We start from the raw sequence: 10,364 nt of genomic DNA on the forward strand, positions 1-10,364 counted from the left end.
TATGCATTTACAGTTACGCCTGACGACCATAGCGAGCGTGAACCACCTGATCCCATGCCGAACTCAGCAGTGAAACCGCTTAGCGCCGATGGTAGTGTGGGGTCTCCCCATGCGAGAGTAGGTCATCGTCAGGCACTTATACCGCAAAAAACCCAGCCAATAGGCTGGGTTTTTTGTTGCGCGCTCGATAAGCGTGCCATGACCCAAGCCCCGAGCACAACAGCGTGCACGGGGCTTTTTGCTTTCTCTAATGTATACAGCGATATGCACAAAGCTTCCTTGAAACGATCGTTTTAAGAAATTAAATAACAAGGAGTTACTAGGCTGTGGTGGCGGTAGGCGTGGTGAGCAACTAGTATGAGTGGGTACCTATTATTGAAGCACCATCTCAGGAGGAGAGGCGATATGAGTACCCCACTAATGAAGAAGCTTGCACTCGCATTACTAATGGCCATGATGATGGGCGGTTTGGCCGCTTGTGATAATCAAGGCCCAGCGGAAGAAGCTGGTGAGAATATCGATGAGAGCATGGAAGACGCTGGCGATAGCCTAGAAGAGATGGGTGAGAATATTGAAGAGTTCGCCGAGGACTAAGCGAGCCTGTCGCTTATCATGAGCTATCGAGTAGCTTGAAATTATATCGATACAAAAACAGCCGCTAAGAAGCGGCTGTTTTGTGTTTTAGGGCTTATTAACCTATGTAGCTAGGTTTATGCGCCTGGGTTTTGCTCAATACCTTGCAAATACCAAGGTGCTTGATCGCGCATGGCACGGGTCAAATGCCACGTTTCGTTAAACTCAGTTTGCTCACCATTCTCTTCCAAAATGCCGTGGAAAATGACGGTGGCTTCGGCGTGGCCGTCGTACTCATTAATATCGCCAAGCTCCGCAAACAGACGCACTACCTCTGTACGGTTATTGGCAGGCTGCTCGGCACGCTCTTGACGCAGCAGGTTGTAAAGCTCTGGCGTAACGTACTCTTGAATTTGGCTGAAATCGTTATTATCCCAAGCGCGCTGAAGCGTCATAAAATGCTCTTTTGCACCGCCGAGAAAACGCTCTTTATCAAACCAGTCCGGCGTGCTCTGCAAACCGCTTGCAAGGCTGCCAGGTGCTGCTGTGAAGTTACTGGCAGGTGTGTGCTGTGTCTCCTGGCGTTCACGCTGATAGCCAGCAGCGTTGGCAGGTGCAGGACGTCGCTGCCGCATAAAGGCCCGGAAAGCGAAGATGGCAAGCGCTGCGATGCCAGCCATCAGCAGGAGATCCATTATGCGCAGTTCATCGAACGCACCTCCAAAGAAAAGCGCCGCTAGCAGGCCGCCTGCCAGTAACCCACCCATCATACCGCCCATACCACCACGGCGAGCGGTGGCAGCACCTGCTCCCTGTTGCTGAGTGCCCTGCGCCTGTTGCTGTGCGGGTGTACTGGCCGGGCGGTCAGCGGAGCGCGAGACGCTGCCCATACTGCTACCGCCGCCTAAACGGCGTGCTTCAGCGTGCTCAATTACGGCGCTAAAGCCCATGACGCTCACCAGTAGCATGACAAAGAATTGCCTTAACATGTTGATTCTCCAATAAGGATGCAGGTAATGCCCAACGCCTCTGAATGAAGCGCATAGAAAATAGTCAATCGCCAGTTTACCGTGTAACGCATCGCGTGGGTTATGGTGGGATTCACTATAAAGACAAAAGTAGGAGCAAAAAGTGCGTTTAGATCAGACTCAAAGTGTATTGCTCATGGTCGATTTTCAGGCCGGATTGCTACCGGTGATAGAAGGAGGTAACAACGCTATCCAAGAGGCGGCTTGGCTGGCAGGCATTGCCAACCATTTGCAGGTACCGGTATGGCTTACCGAGCAGTATCCCGAGCGTCTGGGCGGAACCGATGCCCGACTATTGAGTGGTTTAGGGGCGCACCAGACGTGGCAAAAGCTACACTTTAGTGTGACCGAGGAGCCTGCGTTTACACAGGCGCTGGCAGCCCTTGGCCGCAAACAAGTGGTGATATGCGGAACCGAAGCACACATTTGTGTGCTGCAGAGCGCGCTTGGCCTATTAGAAGCGGGATATAAAGTGTTCTGGCTCAGTGAGGCGGCCGCCAGCCGCCGCCCAGAAGAGGCGCGCCTTGCAAGAGAGCGTGCCTGTGCAAATGGCGCGACGGCGGTCTCCGCCGATATGGTGGCCTATGAGTGGCTTTGCCGTTGCGACACAGCCACCTTCAAAGAGATCCATCGACACTTTCTGAAGCCGCGAGCAGCTCAAACAGTGACGTTCTATTGATCTTAACGGTCCGTTTCACGGCGAGTGAACACTAGCGTATTGCCTTCTGAAGCCGCTGTGTCAAAGCGGTATCCTGCCACGTCGAAGCCCTGGAGCGCCTCCGGGCTATTGATCTGCTGCTGAATGATCCAAGCGCTCATCAAACCCCGGGCTTTTTTGGCGTAGAAACTGATGATTTTGAAGGTACCGTTCTTTTCATCCTTAAAGACTGGCGTTATTACTTGAGCATCCAGCTTTTTTACATCTACGGCTTTGAAGTACTCGTTGGAGGCTAAGTTCACCAGCACTTTCGAGCCGCTCTCAGCGATGGCGCTGTTCAGTGCATGCGTGAGCGTCGGCTTCCAGTAAGCGTAGAGGTCCTTACCTGCGTCATTAGGCAGTTTGGTGCCCATCTCCAGCCGGTAGGCCTGGATGAGATCCAGAGGCCGTAGTAAGCCATATAGGCCCGATAAAATACGTAAATGCTGCTGGGCGAACTGGTTATCCGCTTCGCTAAAGGTGTCGGCTTTAAGGCCGGTGTACACGTCCCCCTGAAAAGCCTGCACGGCGGGTTTCGCGTTGTCGAGAGAAAAAGGGGGCTGCCAATCAGCAAAGCGAGCCGCATTCAGTCCGGCCAGCTTATCGCTAATCCCCATGAGATCGCTTAGCTGCTGTGGTGAGTAGTCGCGCAAGATGTCGATCAACGGCTGGCTATAGTCGAGGAAGTCCGGTTGGGTGACGTTCTGAGTGGTGGAGGGTGTTTCAAAGTCCAGCGTTTTGGCGGGGGAAATAACGCTCAGCATGGCGTGCTCCTTGTGCCGTGGCAAAAGAGAGTCGCTACCCGAAATGAGTAACGAAAAAAGAGTAAGTCGAAAGATTATACCAAGCCTCGGCGGTGGCCGAGGCTATCGGCACGATAGGAGCCGTTAAGGGCAAGGATTGGGCATACGACGATGGATGTCGTCGATGGCGGTTAACACTTCCTCATCCAGCTTCAAGCTCTCGCTGGCCAAGTTGCTTTCCAACTGATCCATGGTGGTAGCACCAATAATATTGCTGGTAAGAAAGCTGCGCGAGTTAATAAACGCCAGTGCCATCTGCGCTGGATCGAGCCCGTGCTCTTTGGCTAGGTTGACGTAAGCCTGCGTAGCGGCCTCTGCCTCGGGCGAGGTATAGCGTTTAAAGCGCTCATAGAGAGTCAAACGGCCTTTTGGCGGCTGGGCACCATTAAGATACTTGCCTGACAGCACGCCGAACCCCAGCGGTGAGTAAGCCAGCAGGCCCACATCTTCACGATGTACAACTTCTGCTAAGCCCACTTCAAATGAACGGTTCAGCAGATTGTAGGGGTTTTGGATGGAGGCAACACGAGGCAGTCCTAGTTGATCAGAGAGCTGTAACATCCGCATGACGCCCCAAGGGGTATCATTTGAGAGCCCTACAGCGCGAATTTTACCTGCATCGACCAGCTCTTTAAGTGCGGAGAGCGTCTCTTCCAACGGAGTGGCGTCTTCCTGCTCAGCGTGGGTGTAGCCAAGTTTGCCGAAAAAGTTGGTGTTACGATCAGGCCAGTGCAACTGATACAGATCGACGTAATCCGTTTGCAGACGCTCAAGGCTGGTATCAATGGCTTGATGAAGGTGGTCCCGGCTCATTTTGGGGCCGCCGCGGATATGCTCCAAACCTGGGCCTGCCGCTTTGGTAGCGATGATGACATCGTCGCGAGCGCCTCGTGCTTTTAGCCAACTACCGATATAAATCTCTGTTAACCCTTGTGTCTCTGCTTTTGGGGGAACTGGATACATCTCCGCCGTGTCGATAAAGTTAATACCGAACGCCACCGCGCGGTCGAGCTGTTCATGAGCCTCAGTTTCGCTGTTTTGCTCACCAAAGGTCATGGTGCCTAGACAGAGTCGGCTGACCTCAATTCCGGTTCTACCCAGTGGGCGCGTTTGCATGATTGTCTCCTCGCTAAGGCGAAAATGTGTCTGGAAAGGTGGCGATCCATATCGCCGATACCAGCCTGTGGGAGGCATGTTAGCGAGGGTCTACAAAAGCAGCAAATCAATAGGGTTGAGTCATGGCGAAGGCAGGCGTATGCTTGCCAGCCCATCGACCGGCCAAGCGCCGGTTTATCGTATGGTTAGCCGTCGCGGAAGGTGAGATGGTTAGCCGAAGATCTCAACAGATAGGCAGGGTGGTTGGCCATGCCGCAGGCATCATCGTTGTTTACTCGGTTGGAATTTCGTCTAGCCGAACAGTTGTTTCACTCTCGTTGGTTATTACCTCGCTCACCGCGTACGCAGCGTCTTACCATGCGACTGTTTAAGCGGTGTGCTGAAGCGGGGCATCCGGATGCCCAATCCATTTATGGCCATATGCTGTTCCACCGCAGCCTGTCTCCCCAAGACAAAGCCCGTGGAGCACGTTATGTACTGGAAGCTGCCCAAGCGGGCGATGTAAAGTCGCAGTACCAGCTCGCGCAAATTCACGAGCATGGTTGCGTTCAGTATCCGCGCCGTGAGGATTATGCGGTCACCTGGTATGCCCGTGCGGCACAGGCGGGGCACTACTTAGCGGCTGAGCGCCTGGCGCGTGCTTACCGAATCGGTGAGCTAGGCTTGGCGGTAGATCACGAGCAGGCCGATTACTGGCAGCGCATGGCAGAGCAACAGCCAGCAGTGGAGATGGCCGCCGCCTAAATCGTCAGTCAGGTTGCGATACGTAAAAGAGGAAGTCAGTGTCCGAGACGCTACCCACAGTGCTAGATATTGAAGCGTCCGGATTTGGGCGCGGCAGCTACCCGATTGAAGTTGGCATTGCGCGTGCTGACGGTAGCTGCTGCGCGTTTCTTATTCAGCCATTAGATGAGTGGACCCATTGGGATCCAAAAGCCGAGCTACTGCACGGTATTTCTCGTGATCGGCTGATGAAAGAGGGCTACCCGGTGCGCCAAGTTGCCCAGTGGCTTAATGATGAACTGCGGGAGCTAGGTAAGGCTTATAGCGATAGTTGGGGCTACGATAATACCTGGCTGTCGTTACTGTTCCACCATGCTGGCATGCTGCCACGCTTTCGCCTGGAAGCGCTACGCATCCTGCTCAGCGAAGAGCAACAGGCGCTGTGGAGCGATACCAAAGAGGCGGTAGTGGCTGAGCGTGGCATCCACCGCCACCGTGCTGGGGAAGATGCTCGCTTGCTCCAGCTCACCTATCAGCGTACGCGCACGCTGACTACCAAAGTATAAATTTCCATTCTACTCTGCTCGTACTCAGCTTAGTTCTGCTTCTAAAGCGTCTAATAGCTGGCTGGGCGTCGGTGCATCAAGCAGCATATCTCGTGTAGCTTGCGCCAGAAAACCGTGGCTGACCGTGCTGTCTAAAAACGCCAGCAGTGGGGCGTAAAATCCATCGGTATCTAGCAGGCCCATCGGCTTGTCGTGTAGCCCCAAATAGCCCCAGGTCCAGATCTCAAACAGCTCCTCAAACGTGCCAATGCCACCGGGCAAGGCGATAAAGGCGTCAGCGTTCGCCGCCATGGTGGCTTTACGTTCATGCATATTAGGCACGCAAATCAGCTCGGTTAAGCCGAAATGTGCCTGTTCACGCTCAACGAGATGGTCGGGCATAACGCCGATGACGCTGCCGCCCGCGTTTAGCGCTGCATTGGCCAGTTCCCCCATTAGTCCGACGCGTGCGCCGCCGTATACCAAGGTGTGCCCGCGTTGCCCAAGAGCCGTGCCAAGCGTATGGGCGGCTTGGCGGAATGCTGGGCTGTTGCCCTCTCTTGAGCCGAGGTAAACACAGATGCGTGACATAGTCGGGGAGTCCTTATCGAGGAGTTAAGGGTGAATCAGCGGGAGGCATTGCAGGACATCTAGCCTAGGCAGCGCTGTACGTCGTAGTGTTCGTCCATCCACTGTCCAATCACATTGTTACCGCACAGATGATGGGCGTATTGAGTATGTAGGCAGCGCACCTGCTGCCAGTTGCTGATGCCGCCTACACCGCGTTCGGTGAGAACATCGGTGTAGCCCAGGCGTGCCACTTCTTCGCGCTGAGCCTCGCTCATAAAGCGCCAGCGGGCATCAACGTAATCGCGATGGCTCTGTTGGTAAGCGGCTAAGAAGTCAGGTTCGTCCTGCAGACGCTGTTCTAGCGACTTGATCACGCCGACGGCTTCAATGCGCGAAATCTCGATTTTAAGCAGGTCGGAGCAGAGCCAGTAAAGCGTGGGGAAAGGCTTGCCATCCACAATCGGCGACATGCGCAGCACTAAAGGGGTGCCCTGTGTATCCGTGGCTGCAACGGCTTCGATACCGCGAGGCGCTCGCCCGAGCTGTTGGGTAATAATCGCCAGCTGGCGCTCGTCGGGTGCTTGGTCGGTACGAATTACCATTGCGTAGAACTCTCACTTTCGGTCGTCTTGAACAAATTTATTTGAGCGGCCAACGGCACGGAAAAAGCAGCGGTTAAGCTGCTCTGGAGAAGCGACATAGCGCCATTTCTCCTCGCAATACTCAGCTGCGCGGGCCATTAGCACGTCGTAAAGTCGATTGAATGGGGCATCATAATCGTAGGGGTCTGCGCCGAACAAGCGGATATGCGGGTAATCAGCGAAGCGCTCCATGAAGTAGCGTTCAAGGTCGGCTTCCACGGCGCGATGCTGCGCCGTGTTGTCAGGATCAATCCAGAGATTATAGCGAATAGCCATGGTGACTCCTGGAAGGCCCCACCATACATGGCAGGGGGAATTAAGCGGAGGCGGGCGCGGTATCCAAATGTGCTGTCAGCGCCTCGCGCAGCTCACCCTCAATAGGAACGGCGCGCTTCTCTTGATGGTCGTACTGCACCATTACCGTATGCCCTAAGTTGGTCAGCGTACCATGCTGCCGCGCTTCCTGGGTGACGGTAAACGAGCTGTTGCCCAAACGGGTTAGATAGGTACGGATTTCGATGTCATGGCCGTAAAACAGTTCAGCGCGGTAATCCACTTCCATGCGCGCCATGATTAATCGCCACTGTTTAGGGTTCAGGTCGGGCGTAAACAGTTTGAACAGGTCGTTGCGTGCCAGCTCAAACCAAGCGGGGAGCCGCGTGTTATTAATATGGCCGAGGGCATCCGTATCGTAAAAAGCGGGCTCAATGGTGCGAGTGAACATAGCGCTATCCTTATTATTAGAGGGAACGAGGGAGGTAAGAACCCTCCCAGAATTAACCCAAGCGAGCGCTTGGTCAAGCGTTACGGCGCTGTTGCCAAGCAGTGAACTGCATCCAGCCAAGCAGCCATAGGGTCGCGGCGAGAAATCCTGCCAGCGTTCCCCAGAAAAGCCCCAGCGTGCTGTAAGTGTACGAAACGCATAGGGTATAGCTCAGCAGCGAGCCAAGGCCCATGGGATAATGCTTAATGACTGTGGCGACGGGGGCATACCCATGCCCCACGTGCAGGATCAGCAAAAATGGCAGCATGGTGACGGGAAATGCAGCCAGCGTGCCTGCCCACTCTGGGGGGAGCCAGTGGGCGATACGGGTGATAGCAAAAATAATAACAGTGGCAAGCCCCGCGCGTGCCGCTAGCGCGGGCCAAGAAAAGGCGCTGCTCGCGGTACTCTTCACATCGGGAATGGAGCGGAACAGCCAACTGAAGACGCCAATGGCACAAAGCGTCACCAGCGTGCCGCTGAAGCGGGTGAAGCTGAACTGCGCGAGCAGGGTACTCATGACCAGCCACGCGGCAAAGCCTCCCAGCACACCGCTAATAACGCCCTTGATGCCAGGCTGGCGGCCTGTGACCACATAACCTGCCCCCAATGCCATTGTCGCGGTAAACCCGGCCAGCGTATGCACGGCGCTCTGGGTAGCGAAGGTGGGCGAGATCTCTAAACCGATAAAAAACAGCGCTAGTGCGGTGCCTAAAGGATAACCTGAGAGTAGCCCTGCAATGCGTGGGCTTGCACGGACAGCGATAGCGCTTAAGCCCAAAACCATGCTGACGGAGAGCCCCAGCTTTGCTAACTGCCAAGTGAGTGGTACTTCTACCATGCGGCGTTTTCCTTACGTTTATTATGTGGTTGCTATTATTATGTCGCTGATTTTTAGCACATTAGGTGTTATTAACCGTTAAGACGTTGCTAGCGTGCGAGGCTGTTTACCGTGCCCCTTTCACCGGATTCCGGCACCCACGTGCTCTCTCCGCCGCCTAAACCCAGTGGCTGCGAACTGTGCCAGCGTGCATCGCCGCTCACCAAGCACCATCTCATTCCAAGGACGCTGCATAACAAGCCGCGTTATCAAAAGCGCCATAGCCGTGAAGAGCGGCTAACGGCCATTGTGTGGCTGTGTCATCCCTGCCATAAGCACATTCTCCGTCTCTACAGCGAGCGCGAACTGGCCGACCGCTTGGCTAGTTTGGAAGCGTTGATGAACGATGCCGATATTCGCGCTTTTGTCGATTGGCTTGCCACCAAGCCTGCGGGCTTTAAACCGAAATCACCGGGGCGCAAACGGCGCTAAGCTATACCAGCCTCAGCCCCTGTTGGTCGCTCCAGGCAGCTGCCAGAGCCTCGTCCAGCGGTTCGGCTAAGTGGGCAGGCAGGGCGGCGCGGGCTGCATCCAGCGAATCAAACGAGCGGTTACGCAGCCAGCAGTACGCCCAGGCGCAGGCTTCTTCATCGCTTTGCGGGGTGGGCCGAGCGGGCATCTGGTTGAGCAGAAACACCGCCGTGCGTGGCGCCCACAGCGGTATCTCGCCCTGCTGGTCTTGGCTCCACTGCTCTAGCGTGGCGCCACTTGGCGTAGCATCGGGGGTGCCTAGTTTAGCGACCCTAGCGGTTTCTGCCAGGATGAGTGCCAGCTGGTCGGCATCTGCCTGCCCCAGCGAGCGCCACTGCCGCAACAGCGCCGATAGGCCAGCGCGCATCTTGGTATAAAAGTCATCTTGCGGCATGCTCAGTGTTTACTCCCGTGGAAATAAGTGAGATTTGTTATGGCGTTCGATTTTGCCACGCCCGTCGAGCGACGCGCTCCCGAAGGAAATTACGCCTCGCAGAAATGGCACCGCTATGCGCAGGATGTGCTGCCGCTATGGGTCGCCGATATGGACTTTCATTCGCCGCCTGCGGTAATCGACGCGCTCCAACGGCGGGTGGCCCACGGCGTTTACGGCTATGGCGAAGTGCCCGCCACGCTCACCGCGGCCCTTTGCCAGTGGAGCGCTCACCACTATGCGTGGACCATTGAGCCCGAATGGCAGCAGTGGCTACCTGGTGTAGTGCCCGCGCTGCACTTTGCTGCCATGGCATTGACCCAGCCAGGGGAGGGCGTGCTGACCATTGCACCTATTTACCCGCCCTTCCTGGCCGTGGCTGAACGCACTGGGCGGCTAGCGCAACAGGCGATGTTAGCGGAGCCAGCCGCCCCTGGCGAGCCTTGGCAGCTGGATATCGCAGCGCTGGAAGCGGCCATTACCCCGCAAACCCGGCTACTGCTCTGGTGCCACCCTCATAACCCGACCGGGCGCGTATGGATGCTGAGCGAGCTTGAGCAGTTAGCCGCCTTGGTCGAGCGCCATGATTTATGGGTAGTCTCCGATGAGCTGCACTGTGATTTGCTGCTGGATGAAGGAGCACGCCATCGCCCCCTGGCGGCGCTGTTCCCTAAGCTTGCCAAACGCACGATTACTCTATGGGCGCCCTCAAAAACATTCAACGTGGCCGGGTTAACCAGCGCCTGCGCGGTCATTCCCGACGCCACGCTACGAAAGCGCTTTGCCACGGCCACAAAAGGGTTTCTACCGGATGGAAATGTGCTGGGCTTGGTGGCCGCCGAGGCAGCGTATCAAGAGGGCGAGCCTTGGCGACAAGCACTGCTGGACGTTCTACGCAGCCATCGAGCAGCGTTAGAAGCACGTGTGGCAACGTGGCCTGGGGTGTCGCTGAGTGCGCCAGAATCGACTTATTTAGCGTGGCTAGCAGCCTGTCGGTCTTTCCGTTGCACCGTGAGATACTGACCACCGTCATCGCCGAGCTGAGAAGATCGCCATGAGCCGCTTCATCCCTGTGGATCGCCAGACCGATTACCTGCTGCCGCCTTCGGTAGACGAGTGGT

The 10,364-nt window shown here is 55.9% G+C and carries 15 protein-coding genes and 1 rRNA gene; 7 read left to right on the forward strand and 9 right to left on the reverse strand.

What is annotated here, in order from left to right:
- Nucleotides 1-18: 18 nt before the first annotated feature.
- Nucleotides 19-134, forward strand: a 5S ribosomal RNA gene (gene rrf, locus AC13CN_RS15080).
- 271 nt (nucleotides 135-405) lie between these two features.
- Entirely contained in the window at nucleotides 406-594 is a 189-nt protein-coding gene (locus AC13CN_RS15085) for a hypothetical protein (protein ID WP_058579726.1), read from the forward strand.
- Nucleotides 595-710: 116 nt separating this feature from the next.
- Here the strand turns inward: AC13CN_RS15085 and AC13CN_RS15090 are convergent, their stop codons facing one another.
- A complete protein-coding gene (locus AC13CN_RS15090) occupies nucleotides 711-1,562 on the reverse strand; it encodes a Tim44 domain-containing protein (protein WP_062363199.1) in 852 nt (283 codons plus the stop codon).
- A 142-nt stretch (nucleotides 1,563-1,704) separates the two neighbouring features.
- Here AC13CN_RS15090 and AC13CN_RS15095 point away from each other — a divergent pair, with 142 nt between their 5' ends.
- Nucleotides 1,705-2,280, forward strand: coding sequence for an isochorismatase family protein (locus tag AC13CN_RS15095; protein ID WP_062363196.1), 576 nt, complete (start codon nucleotides 1,705-1,707; stop codon nucleotides 2,278-2,280).
- A gap of 2 nt (nucleotides 2,281-2,282) precedes the next feature.
- Here the strand turns inward: AC13CN_RS15095 and yaaA are convergent, their stop codons facing one another.
- Both yaaA and AC13CN_RS15105 read right to left on the reverse strand, forming a co-directional pair.
- Nucleotides 2,283-3,062: a peroxide stress protein YaaA gene (gene yaaA / locus AC13CN_RS15100; protein WP_062363193.1), complete on the reverse strand. Its 780-nt coding sequence runs from the start codon at nucleotides 3,060-3,062 to the stop codon at nucleotides 2,283-2,285.
- Between the two features lie 123 nt (nucleotides 3,063-3,185).
- Entirely contained in the window at nucleotides 3,186-4,217 is a 1,032-nt protein-coding gene (locus AC13CN_RS15105; RefSeq protein ID WP_062363190.1) for an NADP(H)-dependent aldo-keto reductase, read from the reverse strand.
- A 249-nt stretch (nucleotides 4,218-4,466) separates the two neighbouring features.
- On the opposite strand from AC13CN_RS15105, the gene AC13CN_RS15110 reads away from it, so the two are divergent.
- Entirely contained in the window at nucleotides 4,467-4,961 is a 495-nt protein-coding gene (locus AC13CN_RS15110; RefSeq protein ID WP_044630711.1) for a tetratricopeptide repeat protein, read from the forward strand.
- 38 nt (nucleotides 4,962-4,999) lie between these two features.
- Nucleotides 5,000-5,506 carry a hypothetical protein gene (locus tag AC13CN_RS15115; protein WP_044630712.1) on the forward strand — a complete coding sequence of 169 codons (507 nt, stop codon included), beginning with the start codon at nucleotides 5,000-5,002 and terminating at the stop codon, nucleotides 5,504-5,506.
- Nucleotides 5,507-5,530: 24 nt separating this feature from the next.
- Here the strand turns inward: AC13CN_RS15115 and AC13CN_RS15120 are convergent, their stop codons facing one another.
- The 5 genes from AC13CN_RS15120 to AC13CN_RS15140 form a co-directional block, all read right to left on the reverse strand.
- Nucleotides 5,531-6,076 carry an LOG family protein gene (locus AC13CN_RS15120; RefSeq protein WP_044630713.1) on the reverse strand — a complete coding sequence of 182 codons (546 nt, stop codon included), beginning with the start codon at nucleotides 6,074-6,076 and terminating at the stop codon, nucleotides 5,531-5,533.
- A gap of 59 nt (nucleotides 6,077-6,135) precedes the next feature.
- Nucleotides 6,136-6,657 (reverse strand): DUF501 domain-containing protein, encoded by a 522-nt coding sequence (locus AC13CN_RS15125; RefSeq protein WP_044630714.1) that lies wholly within the window; start codon nucleotides 6,655-6,657, stop codon nucleotides 6,136-6,138.
- Between the two features lie 12 nt (nucleotides 6,658-6,669).
- Entirely contained in the window at nucleotides 6,670-6,972 is a 303-nt protein-coding gene (locus AC13CN_RS15130) for a hypothetical protein (RefSeq protein ID WP_044630715.1), read from the reverse strand.
- 40 nt (nucleotides 6,973-7,012) lie between these two features.
- The gene (locus AC13CN_RS15135; RefSeq protein WP_044630716.1) at nucleotides 7,013-7,420 is read right to left on the reverse strand and encodes an acyl-CoA thioesterase; all 408 of its coding nucleotides are present in this window, start codon (nucleotides 7,418-7,420) and stop codon (nucleotides 7,013-7,015) included.
- A 73-nt stretch (nucleotides 7,421-7,493) separates the two neighbouring features.
- Complete coding sequence (locus AC13CN_RS15140) at nucleotides 7,494-8,300, reverse strand: hypothetical protein (protein ID WP_062375305.1); 807 nt, start codon at nucleotides 8,298-8,300, stop codon at nucleotides 7,494-7,496.
- Between the two features lie 111 nt (nucleotides 8,301-8,411).
- On the opposite strand from AC13CN_RS15140, the gene AC13CN_RS15145 reads away from it, so the two are divergent.
- Nucleotides 8,412-8,771, forward strand: coding sequence for a hypothetical protein (locus AC13CN_RS15145; protein WP_232068203.1), 360 nt, complete (start codon nucleotides 8,412-8,414; stop codon nucleotides 8,769-8,771).
- Nucleotide 8,772: 1 nt separating this feature from the next.
- On the opposite strand, the gene AC13CN_RS15150 is transcribed toward AC13CN_RS15145, so the two are convergent.
- Nucleotides 8,773-9,204: a hypothetical protein gene (locus AC13CN_RS15150; protein ID WP_062375304.1), complete on the reverse strand. Its 432-nt coding sequence runs from the start codon at nucleotides 9,202-9,204 to the stop codon at nucleotides 8,773-8,775.
- Nucleotides 9,205-9,243: 39 nt separating this feature from the next.
- On the opposite strand from AC13CN_RS15150, the gene AC13CN_RS15155 reads away from it, so the two are divergent.
- Nucleotides 9,244-10,266 (forward strand): MalY/PatB family protein, encoded by a 1,023-nt coding sequence (locus AC13CN_RS15155; RefSeq protein ID WP_483053233.1) that lies wholly within the window; start codon nucleotides 9,244-9,246, stop codon nucleotides 10,264-10,266.
- Nucleotides 10,267-10,364: the final 98 nt, after the last annotated feature.

Source organism: Vreelandella sp. L-25, assembly GCF_056857535.1.

Bases quoted from the DNA above. Each gene is read 5' to 3' on its own strand.
- AC13CN_RS15085 (WP_058579726.1), top strand. From the start codon at position 406: ATGAGTACCCCACTAATGAAGAAGCTTGCACTCGCATTACTAATGGCC.
- AC13CN_RS15090 (WP_062363199.1), bottom strand. From the start codon at position 1,562: ATGTTAAGGCAATTCTTTGTCATGCTACTGGTGAGCGTCATGGGCTTT.
- yaaA (WP_062363193.1), bottom strand. From the start codon at position 3,062: ATGCTGAGCGTTATTTCCCCCGCCAAAACGCTGGACTTTGAAACACCC.
- AC13CN_RS15105 (WP_062363190.1), bottom strand. From the start codon at position 4,217: ATGCAAACGCGCCCACTGGGTAGAACCGGAATTGAGGTCAGCCGACTC.
- AC13CN_RS15110 (WP_044630711.1), top strand. From the start codon at position 4,467: ATGCCGCAGGCATCATCGTTGTTTACTCGGTTGGAATTTCGTCTAGCC.
- AC13CN_RS15120 (WP_044630713.1), bottom strand. From the start codon at position 6,076: ATGTCACGCATCTGTGTTTACCTCGGCTCAAGAGAGGGCAACAGCCCA.
- AC13CN_RS15125 (WP_044630714.1), bottom strand. From the start codon at position 6,657: ATGGTAATTCGTACCGACCAAGCACCCGACGAGCGCCAGCTGGCGATT.
- AC13CN_RS15130 (WP_044630715.1), bottom strand. From the start codon at position 6,972: ATGGCTATTCGCTATAATCTCTGGATTGATCCTGACAACACGGCGCAG.
- AC13CN_RS15135 (WP_044630716.1), bottom strand. From the start codon at position 7,420: ATGTTCACTCGCACCATTGAGCCCGCTTTTTACGATACGGATGCCCTC.
- AC13CN_RS15140 (WP_062375305.1), bottom strand. From the start codon at position 8,300: ATGGTAGAAGTACCACTCACTTGGCAGTTAGCAAAGCTGGGGCTCTCC.
- AC13CN_RS15150 (WP_062375304.1), bottom strand. From the start codon at position 9,204: ATGCCGCAAGATGACTTTTATACCAAGATGCGCGCTGGCCTATCGGCG.
- AC13CN_RS15155 (WP_483053233.1), top strand. From the start codon at position 9,244: ATGGCGTTCGATTTTGCCACGCCCGTCGAGCGACGCGCTCCCGAAGGA.